The sequence below is a fragment of the Janthinobacterium sp. GW822-FHT07H10 genome (assembly GCF_058798675.1).
The window spans coordinates 364,611-386,379 of record NZ_JBXAKS010000005.1 but is presented as its reverse complement, the minus strand read 5'-3'; the positions used below and the strand labels follow the sequence as shown (position 1 = coordinate 386,379).

Sequence of the window (21,769 nt, the reverse complement as noted above, 5' to 3'; positions counted from 1 at the left end):
TCATTTCACCATCACGCGCAGCGACGCGGGTAATGTTTCGGCGTCGATTGGTGTCGAGGAAATCGCCTTGGCCGACAACACATGAATCTCGGTGGGGCCAGCGGCCAGGGCCTTGAACTTGAAGCTCATCATCGTCCCCTCCCCCTTGATGCCAGCGGCCCCGGTACGCAACACCGCCATCGTCACCATTCCTTTGGCCTGCTCTATCGACTTGCTCGCGCTAGCCGTGGCGCCATCCTGGGTAAAAAAGGCACCTTCATCCGCATCGATCACTTGCAGGGCCTGCGGCGAGAACTGCAGCTTCAACGGCATGCCGCGCAAGGCGGTTGCAGCCTTGACATTGACATGTACTGTAAACGTATCCCCGGCCTTCACTCCTTGCGGCCCCACCAGTGCCACGGCCACTTGCGGTGTGACTGCCGCAGGTGATCCGGCGTCGTGCTGCAACAGCGGCATCGGCATCCCACCCGCCGGCGCACCCGAGGGGACGGGCAACAGCGCCGCCCCTGGTAAACCAGGGCCCGGAGGCATGCCTTTGGCGGTAACGGGCTTCTCCACTGCTGGCAGGGCCAAAGGCCGGCTGCGCAAATCGTTTTCAGTACCCGACCAAAACTCGGCCTGGTTCAGGTCCGGACGACGGATATTGCGCACGATGCGCGGCGTAATTGACAGTACGATCTCCGTACGCTGGCCATCGTCGCGCTGTGATGAGAACAAGCGCCCCACCACTGGTACGTCACCAATGCCAGGTACGCGGTTAGCACTCATGCGCTCTTCGTTACTGATCAAGCCCGCCAGCAACTGCGTTTCACCATCGCGCAGGCGTAGCACGGTACTGGCGGTACGCGTGCCGATCTGGTAGACCAGCGAGCCAGCGGCTGTCTTGATCTCACGCACCAGCGAGCTCACTTCCAGCCCCACCTTGATCGCCACTTCATCGTCCAGATAAATATTCGGTTCAACGTCGAGCTTCAGGCCAACATCGACGTATTGCACCGATTCGGCAATGTAGCCGTTATTGTTGGAACTGCCAGTTGTGGTCACCACCGGTAGCTTGTCGCCAATCAATATCTTGGCTTTTTCCCGGTTGCGCGCACGAATCTTGGGATTCGCCAGGATATTCACGTCGCCCACGTCGCGGTGCAGGTTGATGCGTACATCGGGCAAATTGATGCCGATGGAATCTCGGTTCAGGCTTTTCAAGTTACCCAGCGTGAAACCGTCCGAACCGGCAGGCGCAATTGGCGTCAGATTGAAACCGTCAGGATACTTGATGCCCAATTCTGTCAAGCTGGAGCGCTTGATCTCCAGCACCTCCACTTCCATCATGACTTCCGGTTCGGACAAGTCGTGTAGTGCGATCAGACGTTCGGCCAGGCGTATTGTCTCCGGTGTCTCGCGCACCATGATCAAGTTCAGCTTTTCGTCGATGAAAGGTTCGCGTATCTTCAGCATGGTTTTCAGCAGTAAGGCAGTCTGCTTGACGTCCGCACTGGACAGATAGAAAGCACGGATCACCAGATCTTGATATTCCTTAGCCTTTTCTGGTGTCTTCGGGTAAATGAGCACAGTGGCCGAATCGAGCACCTTATAGGTCAGCTGGCTGGTCGATGTCAGTAATTCCAGTGCATCGTCGATGCGTGTCTGGCGCAGGAACACCGTAGCACGCAAATCCTGGCGCACGTCCTTGTCGAGCACAAAATTGATGCCACTATTGCGCGTCAGGGCTTCAAGCACCATGCGCAGATTGCCATCACGAAAGTCAAGGGAAATGGGACGCGACTCCGCCAAGCGTGCCACGCTCAGTTCTGACTGTTTGCTGGCCAGTTCCAGTTGCCGCTGCAGGCCGAGCAATTCTGTATTTTTGGGTGTGTCTTTCAGAGCCGCCTCGATCACCAGCGTGGCGCGCTCGCGCAGGCCTTTTTCAATCAGCTCGCGGGCGCTGGCCACGGCGGCTTTTTGCCGGGCATCTCGTTCAATTTCTAGCAGCATCGCCCTGGTACGGTCATCATTGGGCTGTATCGCCAACGCACGCTGCAGGATTTCCTGCGCCTGCGCCTCATTGCCGCGCGAACGCGCCGCCGTCGCAGCCGTCAACAGGCGCGCCAGGATGGTATCGCGCGCGGCGAGCTGCCCCGTGCGCAGCATGACGCTTTCCGGATCGTTTTGTAAGGCTGTATCGTAGGCCTGCAATGCTTCCTCATACTTACCGGCGCCTATCTGGCGCTGCGCACCATCGCGTATGTATTGCGTGCCGCATCCCGCCAGCAGGACGACGCTGCATACCGCGCCGGCCCAACCCAAATAATTTCCCTTGTCACGCAATGCCCTACTCCCTGTTATGCATAATCGTCCTGCCAGCGCCATACCATTTAATGGGCGGTCTGCACGGCGATCATTATTTTTTCTTCCATTGGCACATACGTCACCACAATCTGCGTCTCTGTCACGGCATCGATGCGGTATGTATTATCCAGCAACTGACCTGCCTGGATGGGAATAAGTGTGTCGCTGCGCGTTAAATAAGTGACCGTCTTGCCATTGACGTCGACCATGCGCCCAAAATACTGATAGGGGAATGCAGGAGCACTCGGTTTTGGCGCGGGGGCAGCTGGCGGTGGGGACAAGGCTTTCGGTGCTGGTGGCTGAAAACTGACGAAACGGAACAGATCCGTCGTTGATTCCACCAATGGGTCGCGCTCTAGCAGCCCTTCAGGTTCGCTGCTAGCAAGCAGCTTCCCGACCTCTGGCACTGTAGGGGGCACTGCCTGGCGACGCGGCTCACCGTGCTCGGCCGAACCAACCACCTCATTCTGGTCGCGCCATGCAGTCGAAGCGCACAAGATTAGTGTCAGTAACGCAGCTGCCCACAGCACCTGCCGTCGTTTTGGCGCTGCCACCATTGACATCGCCATCAAGCCGGCTTCCTGTAAAAATACGTGAACCGCAGATCGATGTCTGCCACGATATCGGTGGGCCGCGCGCGTCGCAGTGACAGTGATTCCAGTGCCAGGCCGGGATGCGCGGCCAGTAAGGTAGCGACGGTTTTCTTTAGCGGCAAGTACCCACCTTTGGCGCGGGCGCTGACCTCAATGCGTCCAATGTCCGTGCGGGCTTCACCGTCGGCAGCAGGTTTAAAGGTGGCATCAGACATCAGCAAACCATTTCGCATGGCCAGCGACTGCAGATCGGCGGTCACCTGTGACAGGCTATCGAAGCTCGCCAATTGCGTCGACAGATTTTGCGGCGAGGCGGCTGCGATAGCAGCATGTGCTTGCAACTGCGTTTCCAAAAGCTGCACCTTGTCAGCAACGATCGTGTTGTTCTCGCGTTGCGCTGGCAACTCCAAGAAAAACAGCCAGACCGAACCGCACAGTACGGCACCGGCTACCAGCCATGGCCAGTGGCGGCGTATGACAAAGCGCAAGCTCAAACGACTCTCAGAAAATGGCATAAGAACTTGAAAAGTATACAATACTAATTTTTAATTCGTGAAAAAAGCATTCAGAATCATCACGATAAGAATGCATGCAAAAAAGATGAAGAAATCGCTAAAAATGAGATTTCTAACTGTTGTGTTGTATCCTAAGCTCTCAAAGTATCCTTAATTTCATTATCTTGACCATCCCATCTGCTCATTATTTCACTTCTGGGTTTTTTAATCCATAACTTGCTGAGTCATATCCAACGCTCAGTGGAATAAAACCGAATCCACCGCAGTGGCGCCGCGATAAGAATCGGATGAGGGCGACGGCCGCTGTCGTTGGACATGATAGCTCTCCAAAAAAGAAAGGCACCATGGCCCCGTACGGGGACCGCGATGCCCCGTACACGAGAAGATATGCCTGCCTATCGTCAAAAACCGATAGTCAGGCGAACGAAGCCCACCATTCCTGAGAACAGGGGGCCCAATCTGAGAAGTAGTGAATGAACGGTACTTCCATGACGCCAACGATCCTCTGCTTGCGCAAATCAGCCTGATAAGTGACCAGGCAAAGATCGGTTGCCGAAGCAACGTGTCGAGGTCCTACTCGACAGGTGAACGACGGGTGACGACCGCAACGCTCACCACGCGAGTGGCAAGACCCTGTCAGAAACCCGCGATGGGTGAGGCAGGGGCAACGTGAGAGCGATTCTCACAGAAAGCATTCCCACTTTGTACAAAACAGTGAAATCTTCAAGCAAGCGGAAGCGGCAAGTTCACCGAATTCTAGCTGGCTAAGACACACCGACTCATTTGCCAGACAAAACAAGTGCAGCGGGTCTTGCATCAAAGCGACGTTGTTGATTAGTCCGCCAATCGGGATCAACGCTCGCAACTAGTTGGTCCACATCTTTCATCAGGTTCGGTTTTGGGCAATCCAGAAGATTGGCCGCGATGATTGCACTATCAGCCAAACCATAACCGTATTTTTGCACCAGCAATGCTGCCAGTTCCGGTGTCTCGGCACCTCGATCCACATCGTTTCTTCGACTCTCTGCATAGCGATACAGCTCATTACGAAGTAGCCGAAGGAAATCATCTAACATAAACATGATATTTCTCCTATGTCTCTAATGAAAACACAGCGAAAAATTAGCCCAACTGAGTTGCAACTGGCACCTTGTTATCTCATGGTTACCTTTCACCTAATATGACATAAAAAATTGACCGATTCACATCTGTGTGTACATCACTGCTGGCACCATCAATAGGTACGATGGAATCAATTTCCTTGCGGATATAGATCGTCTTCCATGGGTCCCAGGCTCCTGAAACGCTCATGAACCAATCGATTAAAACAGCGCATGAATTCCCCACCATCGTCACAACTTGCAATCACATGCTTTTCCAGGCGCCCACATCGCGAAACGCGGCGCGTGTCAGCAATCACGCATGATGTGTGAATAAAATTGCATAAAACAAACGGCCGTCCCTCCACCGGCGCATCAAAATAGGCTTGTGCTGCGAGATGGGCATCGGCCACCTCAATACCCTTGCACCCGCTTTTCTCGATCACCGTATAGGTTGATCCGGCTGTCCGACATGCTCGTAACAATTGACGGCTCTCCGCATTCAACTCCATCCCTCCTCCCCCGCACGCCTTCCGAGCACCAGTTGTACAAGACTAGCGCCGCTGACCAACACCACCTTACTTTTCGTCAAATGGGTATACACGGCCGCGCCGCTGCGTCCAGTATGCAAAAATAGTCCCGCGCCAAAGCCAAGATGACGAATGGCCTCGCCAAAGGCTGCCACATGGTGATGATTCACATGGCCGCCGTAGCGCTTCGACTGCACCGCATACCAACCATGTCCAGGCAGCCACACCTTGCCGTCAATCCCACCATCACCAGAATACCTCTGGTTACGCAGCACCATTAGCCCGGCGTCCTCCAGAGCGGAAAGCACGACCTCTTCGAACACCAGAGGATCGACACTGCGCAGATAGGCCAGGCACCGCGCGGCATACCCCTCCCCCTTGAACTGCCGCACAGCCCGCAACACTGCGCGCGATTGACCAACACGCCTGCGATGCTCAGGCAGCCGGCGCATGCGCATCGCATTGAACAGCTGCGACGCACAACGCACCAGCATGCCGCTCACACCCCGCGACCGGGCCAGCACAACTTCGTAGCGCTCGCGCGGCGGAACCGATCCGCGTGGACCGCCAGGTCTTCTTTCTGCGCTTCTATCACCTCCACCATCGCTGACCATTGCGCGCTGGCCCAAGCGCGCATGCGAATCTCCCGACGACCAACGCTGCCAATGTCCCCGTTTCATGATGCCGCTCCCATTAATTCCGCTTTGTCACTGTGCCGGCCCACCGGCGAACCCAGATATGCATTGCTGATCTGCCTTCGATGGTGGCCCAGCTGTTCGGCTACCTGCCGATAAGCGTCCGCCATGACCTCACGATCGATCAACAGCTCGCCGCCACGTACAGGCGGCTGCACCTGCGTGATGTCAAAGTACAGATCACCGGCGAACTGGTGCCGCAAGCCGTGTGGCGTCACACCCAGGTCATTCTTGGTCAGCCCGACTGCACGCACCACATTCGAAAACAGGTCCAGCGATTGTTTCAAGGACAGCCCAGGATGCCCAATATGCCCCCAGTCCTGTCGGGCAAGGCAACCCGCGCGCGCCAGTGCTTGCCGCTGCTGAGGCGTGCGCACTGCCGCATAGCGCAGCCGGCCGCCCTTCGTCCCGCGCTTGATGCGCAAAAAACTAATATAGTGATCGGATCGAGGATGCTGGGACGGCAAGGCATACGCCGGTACTTCGGCGGCGCGCGGGCAGAACATCACGGCTTCCTTGCGGCGCAGGCCAAAAGCGATCATCATCGCAAGCTGCCCTCCCACGTGGCTGTCCACCGCATCGACGGCGGCAATGACCTCGTCGACAGCAAGACCATGGCTCTCCCACCCCTTGTCGATCAGCGCCCCATAGGAGCGGCGTACCAGCGCCGGATCGCTCACATAGCTCTCGGCACTGCGCACCAGGCCCGGCTTGCCGATCCATCTAGCGAAGACCCGGATAAAGCTCATTTGCTGCTGAATGTAGGCCGCGCTGCAGGGATACGCCCGGCGCGGTATGCTCATCGGCATGTCGAGCAACACATCTGCCGGAAACGGCTGCGCCGTCCAATACGCCATCAGCGCGCGCACATGCCGTTCCGCCAGGTTTTCCGGTATGGGTTTAAAGCCCAATGTGCGCAGCAAAGCGAAAATGCGGTACAAACCCTGGCTGCGCGCCTGTCTGGTGCTATGCGAAATCCCCTTCCCTGCGCTGGCATGCTTTTCATTAAACGCCTCCAGCACCGCATCGAGCTGCCCCCTCCATTGTGTGTTGTGGGTCATGACTTCTCCCTCCCGAAACTCAGGATTGTCGATTTGGCATGCTGCACTGTCCGGCGCGCATACCTCCGGTGTGGCCTTCAACTGGCATCGGCGCCCGGCCTGCTGCGCCAACGAGGGAGATGTACTCTAGACATTCCAACGCGCTGTCCCTATCTCAGCGTCGATGGCGGATTTTCTGTTTGCCCGAAGGCGCGGTGTCTTAAAAATGCTCATGCGAATAACCAGCGAATTTCTCCTTCTGTGTTAGTCCCCGCGTCTTGCGCGAGCAGTGCGGCGCTGACGCCACAAAGACATTTAGGTGCCCCGGCCACTCTCAATTGAACCAGGACCTTGCCCCTCTTCCCTCACGGTCATCCCATCAGCCCTACCACCAGGCCGCTTCGTGATTGCGCACTAACCAGGTTGATCGAAGCTTCTCCGGCAACGTCACAACAAGGCACCGCGATAGCTCTTCGTACAGCAGGAAGATTGAATAGGTGATAAATCACTCTCCTGCGGTTCGCGGCCGCAGGCGATACATCGACACTACCAGGATCGTAAATTAGCGACGGAGCGCCGCAAGGCCCTCTCCGATTTGACAAGCGTCTCTTGACGAGAAATCACGCGCGAGCAGTTACCCCCGGCAGGGGCAGCCCGACCTACTTCTTCACTGACATACCACTCAATTCGACCGCAGGGCGCGGCCGATCAACTTCGCTTCGATAGACAGGTTACGACTGCAACGGCATACCACGCTTGCCAGCGCCACATTCGGAACGCGATGTTCCTGGAAGTGGGTCCAGACAGTCGTCACAGAATATGATCAGTTTTTTCGAATGTCAAGCCGATTTTCGGCGCTGAAAATTTGTGATTGAGGTCGAATTTATTTGGTAAGTGCATCTGGCGAGGATTTCTCCCTATGAAGAATGCCGCGTGGCCATTCCTCTGATTGTAAATGGTTTTGAACATGGGAACGGACTGAGCCAGGTACACAAATGCGCAATCAAAATACGTCCGCGGTGCGGCGCAAGTCCAGCGCAGATGCGATGCGATCTCACGCCAGCCTGCACCAATTTAGCTGCGCCACAGCGCGACTCCAGTCGCTCCCCAGCACGTCTAGATTGGCACTCACTACAAATTCTGCCCAAAAAGACGGGCATTTCCTATGGAGTACGTACCACCCCACTATTACTGTTGATCACTTGCAGCAAACAGGAGGGCGAAGTGGAACCCATCGTACGAGCCGTGGACGTTGGCCGGGGAAACACCAAATTCATTGCAGCGGTCAGCGCTGGTGACGTGCGTTGCGCGATGTTCCCGTCGCAGGCCCACCCATGTGAAACGGTCTATGAGCAGGAAACCTGGGGAACTAAACGCCGTACCGTCTGCGTCCCGGTCGACGATTTGAACTACGAAGTCGGGCCCGATGCTCACCTGGCTTCCGACATCTTCAATGCTAATGTGCTGCAGCACGACAGCTACAGTGCAACGCCTGAGTATCTGGCTTTGCTACTCGGGGCACTGCATTACATGCGTCTGGACCGGATCGATCTCCTGGTACTTGGCCTACCCGTGGCCACGTATAAGCTCAAGAAGCAGGTAGCGGCGTTGGAACGCCGCGTGACCGGTGAACACATCTTGGCGGAAGGCAGAAAGATCATGGTCGCACGCGTCAAAGCAATTGCGCAGCCATCCGGAGCCTTGATGTACTGCGGGCTGACCCATGGGCGCCTTGCACAGATGCGCAAGGAGCGCAATCTGATCATTGATCCAGGTCGGCGGACGTTTGACTGGCTTGTGACGCAAGGTATGCAGCAAATTGACAAGCGCAGCCATTCGGTACCGCGTGGGATGTTTGATGTGCTCCACTCGATCATCGAAGGAATCAGCCGATCCACCGGGTCTCACTACCGGGAATATGACGCGATCGATTTGGCGCTGCGGACGGGAAAGAAACCGGTCATCTTTCAAAAAGAATACGACATTACCCAACACCTGCCACTCGCGCAGAAGATCCCGGAGCAGGCTGTCGCCGAGATGCTGCACTACGTGGGCGACGCTGCCGACATCAAAAATATTATTTTGGTCGGCGGTGGCGCCTTCTTCTATCGCAAAGCACTGAAAACCGCATTCCCGCATCACGAGCTGCAGGAACTCAAGGATCCGATCTTTGCTAACGTCAAAGGTTTTCAGTATGCCGGCACAGAGCTAGCCAAGCAGGCCGACGTGTCATCGACTCGGACAGATGGCACAGATCCGCTAAACATGACGACCTAAACCATGGGCACACCTCTTACCATCCGCTTGAGTGTCGAACTGGAACGCGCGGACAACCCTCCCCTGTATGACGATCTCATCAAGTTCCCAAAAGGGCCACGCCGTGTGAATCGCCTGCGTACACTGGCCTATGCCGGCCTGGTAGTACAGCAATGCGAACAAACCACCTCGTCCATAGAGGCGCAGTGGCCCACCAAACCACGTACTGAACCAAACAGGCCGGGGCAGGATACCGTCGCCGCCTTGGCATCGATGGAACTTTTTGGCCCGTCAAGAAATGAATAGGAGTTGAACATGGAAAACGAAGAGCTACCTCGTATCAGTGCTAGCCAACTGGCCGAAATGGGGTACTGCGAACGCAAGATCGTTTTGGCCGACAGATTTGGCCCACGCTGTGCACCCAAGCGTGAAGAGGCCCGAGAAAATGGCGAGCTGCAACACGTACGGTTCTTCATCGAAACGTTGGAAGTGAATACCATGCCGTTAGCGACCACAAGTTTGCGAGAACAGTCGTGCATCCAAGCCAATGCATCGTCTAAACGAACGACCAGACGCCAAATAGAGTGGTACAAAATGCGCCCAAAATGGCTATCCACGATGCATCAGAGGAGCTGCCAGGTGGCGCGATCTGCCCGAGCAAGGTTTGTACAATTATGCGATCGACTGTACCGGTCGCGACGGAAACAAGTGGAGATGAGGCGTCGGCGGCGTCTTCACCTTGTCGCACGTTCCACCGAAAAAAGATGAGCATGTCGACTTTTCTATCGGCGCTTTTGCATATAGGTGGGGTACTTCTGCTGCTCTGTCTGATACGGGGAGTAAGAAGACATGCGATGTCTCGAACGCGACCGTGCTGGTTCCCGGAGGAACTGCGATACGCCAGCCTGGCTTACGCAGAGCAAACTTTCTCAATCGATCACCCCATCAAACTCATCGCGCGAGTTGATCGAGCCTATCGCTACAAAGGAAAACTCACGTTGATGGAGTACAAAATCCGACGTGTGGAGCGTGTGTTCATGTCGGACGTGATCGAACTCTCTGTCCAAAAGATGATTCTGGAATTAGCAAGCGGAGCCAAGGTAAACGATTATGGGTTTGTCGTTGTTGAGCGCCCGGATCTACCTGGACGTAGAGCCTTCAAGGTTTTCTTGCTAAAACACAAACAAATCATCGCGTTTTATCACCGCAGAATGGCTTTATTGAGTCAAACGATAACTGCCGACCACGCGGAGTCATCATCGCAGTGTCGCCGATGTGAATTCTTGACGGAATGCAAAAAGTATCCTGAAAGTACGGTGTAGGCCATATGGCGCTCAGAGAATATCCTCTATGAATTCCCCACGTGATGGTGCTTTTACTGGACAGTCAGAGTTTCTTGCGAGCGATAATTTTTGTTGGCAATCCTAGCGCCGCGTAGAGATTTTGGTGAAAACAAACGGCCTAGACCAAGCTTTCCACCGTCCGTCGCAAAGTTAGGGAACCTAGCATAACGCTCGATAAGATTAGCCCATCCAATTAATGAAAGGGAAACTTATGCGCAGTCGTCTATGGCTATTGCCAGTCCATGCTTCAGGCCACGCGCTACACCTGGGAGCCCTACTGGGAGTGGCGGCATGTAGCGGCCCCGCCCATGCGGGCGAGTCCGACATAGCCGCGCGTATCGCCGCCGGGCTCCGGCAGCGGGTGGACATCGCAGGCGAGCCGACGCAAACCTTCGATATCCAGCAGCGCCTGCGCCGCTATAAGGTCTCCAGCGTGAGCGTGGCGGTCATCCGCGACGGCAAGATCGCTTGGGCTGGCGTCTACCGGCAACCGTCCGCACCTGCGGCCGACACCGACACGCTGTATCAGGCCGCGTCCATCAGCAAGGGCGTGACCGGCGTGCTGGCGCAACGGCTGGCGGGCAGCAACAAGCTCCAGCTCGATAGTCCGGTGGACACCTGTCTGCGGCCGTGGCCCCTACCCGCCGGACAGCAAAGCCCCGAGCATCCGGTGACCTTGCGCAATTTGCTCAGCCACACCGCAGGGGCGACCGTATCCGGATTCCCCGGCTATCCACCGTCGCAGGCGATCCCTACGGACCTTCAGGTAATCAAGGGCGAGCCGCCGTCGCTCACGTCGGCGGTCGCCATCCAGACCATCCCGGGCGCCGCCTATGCGTATTCCGGCGGCGGCTACACCATCGCCCAAGTCGCCATGCAGCAATGTCTGCGCACGCCTTTTGCGGAGTTGATGCGCCAGCAAGTACTGCAGCCGCTGCGGATGCAGCGCAGCACATTCGCGCAGCCATTGCCGGCGGCAGAACACAACCGCGCGCGCGGCCACTACGCCGACGGCAGCGAAGTCGAAGGCGGGGCCTTCATCTATCCCGAACTGGCGGCCGCCGGCCTGTGGACTACGGCTAGCGACCTGGCGCGCTTCGCCATCGGTGTCCAGCGGTCGTGGAAAATCGGCACGGCCTTTCTGAGCACCACCGAGGCGCGCAATCTGCTGACGCCGGCGCTGAACAATTATGCGCAGGGCTTCTTCGTGGTCGGCGATGGCGAGCACAAACGCTTCATGCATTCCGGCGGCAACACCGGCTTCAAGAGCACCTATGCGATGTATCTCGACAGCGGCAACGGCGTTGTAGTCATGACCGACGGCGACAACGGTACCTATCTTGGCGGCGAGATCGTCAAGGCGGTGGCATCCGCCTACGACTGGCCCGACTTCAAACCTCGCCTGGCCCAAGCGGCGCCCCTGGACTTAGCAACGGCCACGCGCCACGTCGGCATCTACCAGCTCTACAACTTCGAGGGCCGTTTCACCAACCGCTACGAACTGCGCTTCGACGGCAAGGACTGGACGATGGTGATGCCTGACATTGGCGCCACCCGGCTGGTGCCGACCGGCAAATCCAGCCTGGTATCTCCCGAGACCGGCGACATCATCGAACTGACTCAGGATGGCGCCCAAGACCTGCTCTTAATCGGGGGGCGCAAGGCCCACCGCAGCCCGGATAGCTGAATCGGCAACGGTAGCGCCAACTCGGCAAGAGCGTGCGAGGGGGTGCTGGCAAGCTGCGATCACGACGTGCATCCAGACCTGCGCGCAGTGGTCGCCATGGTCGATGGCTGCATCGTAGCCAAGCGTTAGTACAACGGCGAGACCGCCGGCCCGTGGCATGACATCCGCCGTGTTGAGTTGAGCGTGGAGTTGCCAGATGATGGGACACCCCACCGCGAAACGGCGTGTTTCAGTCCGTTGGAATCTGCACGGAGATGATGTGCCAGTGCAGGAATTCATTGCCTTACTGGCTAGGCCTGAGGGCGACACCGGCCGCCGTTCGTGCAAATAGAATCAGCGGCCCCATAAAAATATCAAAGTGACACCATTGCAGATGCTTTAGGTAAGCTACAGTGCCAAACCATGGAGACACAACATGCTCAAATTTGCCAGGCCGGTTCAAGGCGCGTGAGTCTCAATTAGCTCTACTATCGCCCTATTTTTGTCGAGCTGTATTAGACGGTCGCAGAGAGCTAGCGAGGTCGCGAGAGCGAATGGCGTTCGTCCAATAGAACTGACATACCTAGATGTTCCTCAATGACGCGTCTCTCTTCGCACTTTCGTACCACTGTCTCTGTTAATTTTGACAACTCAAGAAATTCATGGACCTTGCAGTTTTTGATGTCCTCAGCATATACTGTGTTTATATACAGTAGTTTTGAAAATTATCAACGACCTCTAGCCAGACGCCATGCTTTTACCCTCCCTTCAACGTACCAGCTCTACCGCATTGGCTAACAGCCCCATGCTGCGTGACGTCTGGCGGGCAAGTGAACTGAGCCGAGGAACAACCAGCACGGTTACTACCGGTCATAGCATCTTGGATGGTGAGCTTCCTGGCAACGGTTGGCCTCAATCGACCTTCACGGAGTTGCTAGTTCAGCAAGCGGGTATCGGGGAAATGCACTTGTTGCGGCCAGTGCTGGCACAACTGTCGCAACATCGCCGGATCGCCCTGGTGCAGCCGCCGTACTTGCCCAACTCCGCCGCCTGCAAATTCATGGACCTGAGCTGCCCGAACCTGCTCTGGATACGCGCCCCCAGCACCGCCGATGCTCTCTGGTCCACCGAGCAGATCCTGCGCAACGGCAGTTGCGGTGCGGTATTGCTGTGGCAGACGAATATCCGCGACGAAGCACTGCGGCGCCTCAATCTGGCGGCGCAGACAACCGAAACGTTCTTCTGGCTGGTCCGGCCGATGAGTGCTGCGGCCGATGCGTCACCAGCGCCATTACGCCTGGCATTGCGCCCCGCCGCCGGCGGCATTTCCACTCACATCATTAAACGGCGTGGCCCACATCATGAGGCGCCACTCTTTATACCGCTGGCTGACATGCCGGCACGTCAACGATTTTTGGACGATCAAAATGCGGTTCTGGTTCAGCGTACACCTCCCACTGTTGCCTCTCGAATGCCTCAGGCCGCGCTGGTGTGAACCGGGGTCGTATGCGGTGGTCGAGAAGGGCAGCATCATTGCGGTCTCGCAGCATGCCTATGCCGAAGGGGTACGTATCGGCATGCGCCCTGGCGGCGTGGCGGCCGTCTCGCCAGATACCGTGATCCTGGAGCGCAGCCTTGAGCGCGAACTGATCATGAGCAATGCCGTCGCGCTCGCCCTCCTCCAGTTCACCCCGGAAGTGGCGCATGCCGGCGACTTCAGCCTGCTGCTGGACGTGACCGCCAGCTTGCGCCTATTTAACGGGCGAGCCGCCATCAGCCGATGCATTCGCGCTGCCCTACAAGCGCTTGGGGTGACCTCGCAGCTCGGCACGGCACCGACGGCCATGGGGGCCTGGCTACTCTCGCGCTGGCAACCGGCGAAACGCCAGATCATTCTGCGGCGCACCGTGCACATGCGCTCGCTAGAACGCCAGCTCGACCGCATGCCCTGCGTCTATCTGCCCAGCACGGCGAACCACCTGGAATGGCTAACAGACATTGGTGCGGATCATCTGGCGGCGCTACGACGCCTGCCCCGCCCTGGCATCCAGCGCAGGATGAACAGGCAAGTGCTCGATGAGCTCGACCGCGCCTATGGGCTCGCTCCTGAACTGTTTGAATGGATCGCCATTCCCGAAACTTTTTCAGCGCGCATCGAAACTTTTGACCGGATCGAACACGCCGATGCCCTGCTGGACGGCGCCACTGGCCTGCTGCAGCAATTTGTCGGATGGCTGGTCGCGCGTCAGCAGGCCGTGAGTGTTTTTGTTCTGCTGCTGGAGCACGAGCGCGGCAAGACCGCGATCCCGCCCACGCCGATCGAGATCGGATTGGCAGAGCCGACCTGGCGCGATGAACATCTGATTCGGCTACTGAAGGAGCGCCTGGCGCGCACGGAACTGGTTGCCCCGGTCATCGCCCTGCGCCTGGAAGCGCGCTTGCTCACCGCGATGGCGCCACCGACGCAAGATCTGTTTCCCGAACCAGGCGGCACCCCAGCCGACTACAAGCGTCTGCTGGAATTACTCAGTGCCCGTCTTGGCAGCGACAACGTCCTCTGCCCTGTCGAGCATCACGACCATCGGCCGGAGGAAAGCAATGCTTGGGCTGCCGCCACCGGAAAACACAAGGCGGCCAGCTCCGAGGATGAGGCTTTTGAGCGCCCGTTCTGGCTGCTACCTAAACCAATCCCGCTGCTGCTGCGCGGCGAACGTCCCTTCTATGGTTCCCCCCTAAAAGTGCTCAAGGGGCCGGAACGCATTGAGGCCGGCTGGTGGAACGATCAAATCGCGGCCCGCGACTATTACATCGCTCAAGGAAGCGATGCGACTTGCTACTGGATCTACCTGGAGCGTGTCGTTGACGGCCGCTGGTTTCTGCACGGGATGTTCGGCTGATCATGGTCCAGCCGCCAGTTTCCACGCTGCCGGACTATGCCGAGCTGCAGTGCATGAGCCATTACTCCTTTCTGCACGGCGCCTCTCCACCCGACCAGCTGGTGGCACGCGCGGCTCAGCTGGGATACCAGGCCATCGCCATGGCTGACGAATGTTCCCTGGCCGGCGTGGTCAAGGCGCATGTGGCGGCGAGGGAGTGGAACATCCACCTCATCATTGGCAGCCAGATGAGGGTGACACCGGAGGACGGCACCCCATCCTTCACTGTGCTGATCCTGGCCATGGACCGCGACGGCTATGGCAACTTGAGCGAACTCATTACCGCTGCGCGCACGCGCGCCGACAAGGGAAGTTACCTGGTGTGGCCACGCGACATTGCCAACCCCACCGCCCCTCTCGCCCACTTAAAAGGGCTGCCGGGCTGCCAGCTCATCCTGTGCCCCAAATATAACGCCCCCTATGAAGAGATCGAGCGGCAAGCCGAATGGCTGGTGCGTAGCGCACCGGGGCGCGCGCGCGTCGCCTTGACGTTGCACCACCGGGCCAAGGATGACCGGCACCGCGCCATGGTCGAAGCCATCGGCGCCGAATTCAGCCTGCCGGTAGTGGCCACGGGCGACGTCGTCATGCACCTGCGCTCAATGAAAATCATCCAGGACACCATGACCGCGATTCGTCTGAATACGTCGGTGGCGCAGTGCGGCTATCAGCTTGCGTCGAATGCCGAAGCGCATCTGCGCTCGCGCCTACGGCTGGGCAACCTGTATCCGCGCGACGCCCTGGATGAAACCCTGCGCGTGGCGCAGCGCTGCACTTTTTCGCTCGATGAGCTGCGCTATGAATATCCAGGCGAGATTGTGCCAGAGGGACAGACCCCGGCCAGCTACCTGCGCGAGCAGGCGTATATCGGGGCGCACTGGCGCTACCCGCACGCCATTCCGGACAACGTGCAGGCCCAGCTGGAATATGAGCTGGAACTCATTGGCGACATGCAATATGAACCCTATTTTCTGACGGTATTCGACATCGTGCGCTTCGCCCGCTCGCAAAAAATCCTCTGCCAGGGGCGCGGATCGGCGGCCAATTCGGCCGTGTGCTACTGCCTCGGCATCACCGAAGTCGATCCCTCGCGCGGCACCCTCCTTTTCGAGCGCTTTATCTCGCGCGAGCGCGATGAGCCGCCCGACATCGATGTCGACTTCGAGCACCAGCGCCGCGAGGAGGTGATTCAATACATCTATCGCAAGTATGGCCGCATGCGTGCCGCCTTAACGGCCGTCGTCATTTCCTACCGCCCGCGCAGTGTCTTGCGCGATGTGGGTCGGGCGCTGGGTGTGGATTTATCGGTAATCGACAAGGTTGCCAAAGCCTCGCATAGCTGGGGTGGGCGGGCCGATCTGCAGCAGCGCCTTATTACCTGCGGACTCGATCCGCACTCCCCCATCGCCGAGAAGTGGGCGGCAATTGCCGAGCGCCTGATGCGTTTTCCACGTCATCTTTCCCAGCACCCGGGCGGCTTCGTCATTTCGCGCGGCCCCCTCTCCCGCCTGGTACCCATTGAAAACGCCGCCATGCCCGAGCGCACCGTGATTCAATGGGATAAGGATGACATCGATGAACTGGGCCTGCTAAAAATCGACATCCTGGCGCTGGGCATGCTGTCGTGTATCGCCCGCGCACTGGCTTTGATCTCGGAGCAGCGTGGCGAACGTTTTGAATTGGGCGATATCCCCCACGAGGATGCCGCCACTTACCAGATGATCTCTCAAGCGGACACCGTCGGCGTGTTTCAGATCGAATCGCGAGCGCAGATGTCCATGCTGCCGCGCATGCAGCCGCGCGAGTTCTATGACCTGGTCATTGAGGTGGCCATCATCCGGCCAGGCCCCATCCAGGGCGGCATGATCAATCCGTATTTGCGCCGGCGCCAGGGCCTGGAGGCAGTGACGTATCCCAGCCCCGAGATCGAGGCGGTGCTGCGGCGCACGCTGGGGGTACCGATCTTCCAGGAGCAAGTCATGTCGATCGCCATGACGGCGGCAGGTTTTACGGCCGGTGAAGCGGACCGCCTGCGCCGCGCCATGGCCGCCTGGAAAAGAAAAGGTGGCCTGGAGCAGTTTGAAGACCAGCTCATGAGCGGCATGGCCGAGCGTGGCTACAGCATCGAGTTTGCCACCTCCATTGTTGGGCAGATACGCGGTTTTGCCGAATATGGTTTTCCGGAATCCCATGCGCACAGCTTTGCCCTGCTGGCCTATGCCAGCAGCTGGCTCAAGTGCCATCATCCCGCCGAGTTCCTGGCCGCCCTGCTCAACAGCCAGCCCATGGGGTTTTATAGCCGCTCCTCTCTGGTGCAGGACGCGCGCCGGCATGACGTCGAGGTAAGACCCGTCAATGTCTGTACGAGCGGATGGGAAGCATCCCTGGAGCCGATGGCGGACGGCAGACTGGCGGTACGCCTCGGTTTAAACAATATCAACGGGATGGTGAAAGAGGCGGCCTGGCGCATTGAAGAAGCCCGCGCTGCAGCCCCCTTCAAAAACACACGCGATGTTGCCATGCGCGCGCAACTCGATGCGGGGGATATGAAGGCGCTGGCGTCAGCCAACGCCCTGGTAACGCTGACGGGCAACCGGCGCATGGCCATGTGGGATGCCGCGGCGAGCGTGCCGGAGAAGGATTTGATGCGCGCGACGACCATTGCCGAACCCGTGCTGGAGCTGGCGCCGCCCACGGAAGCCGATGACATCGTGGCGGACTACCGGCATGTCGGCCTGACACTGGGCCGTCATCCACTCGCTCTCCTGCGTGAACGGCTCAACAAGATGCGCTTTGTACCGTCGGATATCTTGAACACCTTCAGCGACGGCCAGTTAGCCAGGGGCTGCGGCATCGTCACGGTAAGACAGCGGCCGGAGACGGCCAAAGGGGTGATCTTCCTCACCCTGGAAGACGAATTTGGCACCATCAACATCATTGTCTGGCCCACGCTGGTGGAAAAGCAGCGCGCCGAACTGATGAATGCCTCACTCTTGGGGGTGTACGGTATTTGGCAATCAAAGAGTGGCGTGCGCAACTTGATCGCCAAGCGGCTGGTGGATTGCTCGCATCTGCTCGGCCAGCTTGATACGAAGAGTAGGAATTTCCACTAGTAACCCATCAGTTGAGCCGAACGTGTACAGGAGGGAGCTACCATGCAACGCCCCAACAGGGCCTGCAAACCGGTGGCCTATCTAGTTACTTTGTGTGCAATGGCTCTAAGGCCACGATGCACTCATGAAGCATGGATGAGTGCGATGATCTCGTTAAGTCTTGTAACCGCTCAAGAACCGGTATGTCTTACGTGCTATGCTGTCAGGATTAAGTAGTAGGTAACCAAGGAGGTAAGCTATGCGACATACTTTTGTTTTTAGTGCTGCGGATGCCCAGCATATCAACAAGAAATTAATGGAGCAATGTGCCGACACGGATATTTCTTCACAATCTGGCCCTGCCGCTGTCAAGAGTGGTGTACTCGTTTCTGGTGCTGCCGCAAGGCAAGCCAGAGGGACTTCTCTCACATTCTCGGCCAAAGAAATGAACGAAGCAATGACTAAAGCACGCAAGCTTCTAGCTGCTTGAGTTAGGCCGTGGCGATGTACGTATACGATCAGCTCGTGACAGGCCCCAATGATTTTATTGGGGCCTTGGCATATTCACTCTACAAACAAACGAAAGTGGAGTGGATCATTAATTTAAAAGCTGCCAATGGTGGACTAGAGCCAACGGCGGCAGAAAGCATGATGTTTCATGATTTCAATGTATTGCCGGCACAATTGCAGGGTTACAAGGATCGCGCGGCGGCTCTCGCCGCCACATTCCTGAATGTGGCTACCCAGGAACGGTTAGATGATCTTAGCGCTGATACCTTGCAATCAACGCTGGCCACCAAATTTGATTCTACACATCAAGCGGTTGCGACCGAGTTAGCATCGTTCAGTGCGGAATTGGCATCACGGCGCGGAATTTACGGCTGGATGGCCGAGGTCGGTGCCGCACTCATCACCAATTTCCTCACGATTATCCTGGTTGCTCTCATTGCATATGGGTATGGGAAATTCAATGCCATAAATTCTGCGGTTGATGCAAAGTTGAATCAAGCGCTTCCTTCGACCTCTGGCCAGCCCAGCGAGAGAAAACCAGACAATCAGTCGAAGGCACGGGAATAGCTTTGACGTGCCATCACCGGTTCTCTCGAGATGCCTGAAATAGTGTCGACAGGTTTACCCTGCTGGCTAAGATGGGTGTTTTACCGATGAAGTAGCCGGCCAGCTTACCTTTCAGTACGCCCCCCCCTTTTTTTTGCTGCGGATCCTGCAAGATTGGCTTGCCCAGGCTTTGCTTATTCATAGAGTGCAATAGAAAACCTGTATTTTCAAAGAGTTAGTTGACGACGTTACATGCCATCAAACTCGCCGCCACGTTCCAATAGGACGCGGGACTTCGACAGGCACCACTGAAAGTAAGTGCCTGTTGCCCTGAAAAGGAGGACGACAGGCTTACTGCAAAGTATCATGTTTCGCGCCAAATTTAACCTAATCGTGTAAGTTGAGTTTTTACATAGGCATGAAATTGTGCATGGGTTAGGTAAGTTGCGTTTAATTTTGATTTGAGCTCAACCCCCATTACGACCAAGGTCTTCCTATTTTCAATTGATTGTGATTTTTCAACTTTGCGCAAATGATAATTTAACTCGTGCTCTTGAGAAAAATTTACATACTCGTGATCGCTTAAGGACATTTTTAATTCTCCTTTGTGTTGATTTTTGGCAAGTTGCCAAAAATTAAATATGGCCTTTAGTTGGTAATTCAACCCCTCTTTCGAAGTGAATTTTATTTGCATTTGAATCGCCACCAGCAGCTTGGATTCTCCTGGTCCATGGTTCTTGAAAGGTGAAAACCGATAGATCGTGTTGGGGCCCGGGCGTCCTGCCAGGCACTTGGTGTGCGATCTCGTAGCCGCCTGATCCAACGACGAGATCGAGGCCGACCTGCCAATCCCCTGCCCTATAGGGACTCTTGCCGCGCTGAAGCCATAGTTGCTTGAGCTTCGGTGGATTCCACCATGAACTCTTTCGTGGCAAAACCTCTTGCAGCGTTAATCCCTGGATTTGCGTGTCGCGGTGCAATCGATTCGAGTTATCTTTCGCATCATTTCCACTCTGCAATGATGCATTTAAGTTAAAGTGTTGCATTGATCGATTGAGTTCGCAAACGGGAGCGGCCATTCGATAATTTCCAAGGAACGCGATGACCGAAGATCTGTGTCTCAGGATTGCTGAGAAATATTTGTCGTCAAATGCCATTGAGTACATCCTTCCTGGCCGGATTGGCCGCAAAGAGCCGAGCAGGTGGGAGGCGATTTACGTCGTTCCAGCAGTAACGGACCCCACGGTGGCAGTTGTCGATCCTCCAGATGTACGAGTTTGGGTCACACTTCTTGACGGTCAAGTGGAATGGATACACCAAATGTGAACGGCTGCCTTGGGGCGGCATCCGCCAACGACGGCAACCGGCCAGAAGCGGACGACTGACGTTACCCTTCATTACTCAATTTAAGTATGCCAAGTTACGTAAAAAGACACTGGGACGAGACTAGAGGTGACAGGTACGATGCATGGGGCACGTCCTGGTGGTACTTTGAAGTCGATGGTGCAGGCTGGGTTACCCGACAAATTGAACAGTACGATTCTGGTCCGCTGCTTTGCTATAGTGCCGAGCATGAGCGCGACGAATTTGGCAGGATTTCAGAAAAGCCTCTCGATTTATCGGAGTCAGGGTACAGTGCGATTTCCCATCAAGAGTTCGAATCAATTTGGAGAGCCGCATAGTGCTTCCGTTTTCGGCCAGAAGCAGACGGACTACTGGACGTCGATATCATCTCAACTGTAGTGGAGGCGAGAATTCAAAGCTATCTATTCGCATCGTCAAACGAACCAAGTGCAACAGCGTCGTTGTCGATTGAAGCCTTAATGGCGGCGGCCTGTGCCGAGCTTTTCTCGGTTACGCTCGCCAGTGACGACGAATTGGAGTTGCTGATGGGTTTGCTCGGCATTGAACCATTGTGCTCAATATCGTTGCGGTCTAACACTGAGTTCCTTGCGCTCTTCGACTATTCCGACAAGTTTTTACCTCAAATGACTCAGGAAGACTTTGAAGTATTTTATGAGAAATGGCTACGCTTAACTCACCGAGATTCAAATATGGATGAGTATGGACAGCTGTTATTTCTTCAAGGGCGGGCTGCTAGCTGGAACCAGATGGCGAGCAGGTTCATACTCCGCGAAGTCCCAATGACATCAGCAGAGTGACTCCAACCGGCCACAAGCGGTCATTCGCGGCAGCGTGACAATTTGTGAGTTTTTCTGCTTAGCAATCCGCTATGCTCTGGTGCCGCTACCGGCCAAGAGCGGACGGCCCTTGGCACGAAATGCATCTGTACTGATGATGGAATCATTGAAATGCAACATAAAATTCGAATTGCAGCCGCTGGAAACACGCTTGCTCCTGCGTTGGGAGTCTTGCACAAACTTGGCTATGCGGTAACTCGAGACAAGACGGCTGAACAACAATATCAAGCGGAAGATGACACGTGTATTTTTGTCGCTGATGACCCATTGACTCTACTGGGGCTTGTAAAGATTTACGAGGAACGTGGTGCTGACTGGCAGCCGAGCGATGAAGAAGTGCAGCGTTTGCTTTTGCTCGACGAATGTGAGGAATAACGGCCGAGTTCGGCCAAAGACAGAC

General features: G+C 56.5%; 18 protein-coding genes. 10 read left to right on the top strand and 8 right to left on the bottom strand.

Translation table 11 applies throughout. The features are described from left to right. The 7 genes from AC1RDJ_RS15005 to AC1RDJ_RS14975 form a co-directional block, all read right to left on the bottom strand. Positions 1 to 2,325 carry a secretin GspD/PilQ domain-containing protein gene (locus AC1RDJ_RS15005; RefSeq protein ID WP_493027894.1) on the bottom strand — a complete coding sequence of 775 codons (2,325 nt, stop codon included), beginning with the start codon at positions 2,323 to 2,325 and terminating at the stop codon, positions 1 to 3. A 47-nt stretch (positions 2,326 to 2,372) separates the two neighbouring features. After that, positions 2,373 to 2,918, bottom strand: a complete 546-nt coding sequence (locus AC1RDJ_RS15000) for a hypothetical protein (RefSeq protein WP_493027893.1) — start codon at positions 2,916 to 2,918, stop codon at positions 2,373 to 2,375. Continuing rightward, the gene (locus AC1RDJ_RS14995; RefSeq protein ID WP_493027892.1) at positions 2,915 to 3,433 is read right to left on the bottom strand and encodes a hypothetical protein; all 519 of its coding nucleotides are present in this window, start codon (positions 3,431 to 3,433) and stop codon (positions 2,915 to 2,917) included. Before AC1RDJ_RS14995 ends, AC1RDJ_RS15000 begins: the two co-directional genes overlap by 4 nt. An 800-nt stretch (positions 3,434 to 4,233) precedes the next feature. Beyond that, entirely contained in the window at positions 4,234 to 4,536 is a 303-nt protein-coding gene (locus tag AC1RDJ_RS14990; RefSeq protein ID WP_493027891.1) for a hypothetical protein, read from the bottom strand. A gap of 170 nt (positions 4,537 to 4,706) precedes the next feature. Continuing rightward, positions 4,707 to 5,066, bottom strand: coding sequence for a hypothetical protein (locus AC1RDJ_RS14985; RefSeq protein ID WP_493027890.1), 360 nt, complete (start codon positions 5,064 to 5,066; stop codon positions 4,707 to 4,709). Beyond that, positions 5,057 to 5,578 (bottom strand): restriction endonuclease, encoded by a 522-nt coding sequence (locus AC1RDJ_RS14980; protein ID WP_493027935.1) that lies wholly within the window; start codon positions 5,576 to 5,578, stop codon positions 5,057 to 5,059. Before AC1RDJ_RS14980 ends, AC1RDJ_RS14985 begins: the two co-directional genes overlap by 10 nt. A 182-nt stretch (positions 5,579 to 5,760) precedes the next feature. Continuing rightward, positions 5,761 to 6,840, bottom strand: a complete 1,080-nt coding sequence (locus AC1RDJ_RS14975) for an integrase domain-containing protein (protein ID WP_493027889.1) — start codon at positions 6,838 to 6,840, stop codon at positions 5,761 to 5,763. A 1,203-nt stretch (positions 6,841 to 8,043) separates the two neighbouring features. Between AC1RDJ_RS14975 and AC1RDJ_RS14970 the strand changes: the two genes are divergently transcribed. The 8 genes from AC1RDJ_RS14970 to AC1RDJ_RS14935 all read left to right on the top strand — a co-directional run bounded on the left by AC1RDJ_RS14970 (position 8,044) and on the right by AC1RDJ_RS14935 (position 19,189). Then, positions 8,044 to 9,096, top strand: coding sequence for a PRTRC system protein D (locus AC1RDJ_RS14970; protein ID WP_493027888.1), 1,053 nt, complete (start codon positions 8,044 to 8,046; stop codon positions 9,094 to 9,096). A gap of 743 nt (positions 9,097 to 9,839) precedes the next feature. Next, on the top strand, positions 9,840 to 10,397 hold the full coding sequence (locus AC1RDJ_RS14965) for a PD-(D/E)XK nuclease family protein (protein ID WP_493027887.1): 558 nt from the start codon (positions 9,840 to 9,842) through the stop codon (positions 10,395 to 10,397). 382 nt (positions 10,398 to 10,779) lie between these two features. Continuing rightward, positions 10,780 to 12,105, top strand: coding sequence for a serine hydrolase domain-containing protein (locus tag AC1RDJ_RS14960; RefSeq protein ID WP_493027886.1), 1,326 nt, complete (start codon positions 10,780 to 10,782; stop codon positions 12,103 to 12,105). 784 nt (positions 12,106 to 12,889) lie between these two features. Then, on the top strand, positions 12,890 to 13,579 hold the full coding sequence (gene imuA / locus AC1RDJ_RS14955) for a translesion DNA synthesis-associated protein ImuA (RefSeq protein ID WP_493027885.1): 690 nt from the start codon (positions 12,890 to 12,892) through the stop codon (positions 13,577 to 13,579). Between the two features lie 16 nt (positions 13,580 to 13,595). Continuing rightward, entirely contained in the window at positions 13,596 to 14,981 is a 1,386-nt protein-coding gene (locus AC1RDJ_RS14950) for a Y-family DNA polymerase (protein ID WP_493027884.1), read from the top strand. A gap of 2 nt (positions 14,982 to 14,983) precedes the next feature. Further along, entirely contained in the window at positions 14,984 to 18,133 is a 3,150-nt protein-coding gene (locus tag AC1RDJ_RS14945) for an error-prone DNA polymerase (RefSeq protein ID WP_493027883.1), read from the top strand. A gap of 238 nt (positions 18,134 to 18,371) precedes the next feature. Further along, on the top strand, positions 18,372 to 18,602 hold the full coding sequence (locus AC1RDJ_RS14940; RefSeq protein ID WP_139248315.1) for a hypothetical protein: 231 nt from the start codon (positions 18,372 to 18,374) through the stop codon (positions 18,600 to 18,602). Positions 18,603 to 18,610: 8 nt separating this feature from the next. Further along, complete coding sequence (locus AC1RDJ_RS14935) at positions 18,611 to 19,189, top strand: hypothetical protein (RefSeq protein WP_493027882.1); 579 nt, start codon at positions 18,611 to 18,613, stop codon at positions 19,187 to 19,189. 614 nt (positions 19,190 to 19,803) lie between these two features. On the opposite strand, the gene AC1RDJ_RS14930 is transcribed toward AC1RDJ_RS14935, so the two are convergent. After that, positions 19,804 to 20,325, bottom strand: coding sequence for a hypothetical protein (locus AC1RDJ_RS14930; RefSeq protein ID WP_493027881.1), 522 nt, complete (start codon positions 20,323 to 20,325; stop codon positions 19,804 to 19,806). Positions 20,326 to 20,973: 648 nt separating this feature from the next. Between AC1RDJ_RS14930 and AC1RDJ_RS14925 the strand changes: the two genes are divergently transcribed. Next, the gene (locus AC1RDJ_RS14925) at positions 20,974 to 21,330 is read left to right on the top strand and encodes a hypothetical protein (RefSeq protein ID WP_493027880.1); all 357 of its coding nucleotides are present in this window, start codon (positions 20,974 to 20,976) and stop codon (positions 21,328 to 21,330) included. Positions 21,331 to 21,480: 150 nt separating this feature from the next. Continuing rightward, positions 21,481 to 21,744, top strand: coding sequence for a hypothetical protein (locus tag AC1RDJ_RS14920; protein ID WP_099411750.1), 264 nt, complete (start codon positions 21,481 to 21,483; stop codon positions 21,742 to 21,744). The last annotated feature ends 25 nt before the right edge of the window (positions 21,745 to 21,769 follow it).

Bases quoted from the DNA above. Each gene is read 5' to 3' on its own strand.
- AC1RDJ_RS14990 (WP_493027891.1), bottom strand. From the start codon at position 4,536: ATGTTTATGTTAGATGATTTCCTTCGGCTACTTCGTAATGAGCTGTAT.
- AC1RDJ_RS14985 (WP_493027890.1), bottom strand. From the start codon at position 5,066: ATGGAGTTGAATGCGGAGAGCCGTCAATTGTTACGAGCATGTCGGACA.
- AC1RDJ_RS14980 (WP_493027935.1), bottom strand. From the start codon at position 5,578: ATGCTGGTGCGTTGTGCGTCGCAGCTGTTCAATGCGATGCGCATGCGC.
- AC1RDJ_RS14975 (WP_493027889.1), bottom strand. From the start codon at position 6,840: ATGACCCACAACACACAATGGAGGGGGCAGCTCGATGCGGTGCTGGAG.
- AC1RDJ_RS14965 (WP_493027887.1), top strand. From the start codon at position 9,840: ATGAGCATGTCGACTTTTCTATCGGCGCTTTTGCATATAGGTGGGGTA.
- imuA (WP_493027885.1), top strand. From the start codon at position 12,890: ATGCTGCGTGACGTCTGGCGGGCAAGTGAACTGAGCCGAGGAACAACC.
- AC1RDJ_RS14945 (WP_493027883.1), top strand. From the start codon at position 14,984: ATGGTCCAGCCGCCAGTTTCCACGCTGCCGGACTATGCCGAGCTGCAG.
- AC1RDJ_RS14940 (WP_139248315.1), top strand. From the start codon at position 18,372: ATGCGACATACTTTTGTTTTTAGTGCTGCGGATGCCCAGCATATCAAC.
- AC1RDJ_RS14930 (WP_493027881.1), bottom strand. From the start codon at position 20,325: ATGGCATTTGACGACAAATATTTCTCAGCAATCCTGAGACACAGATCT.
- AC1RDJ_RS14920 (WP_099411750.1), top strand. From the start codon at position 21,481: ATGCAACATAAAATTCGAATTGCAGCCGCTGGAAACACGCTTGCTCCT.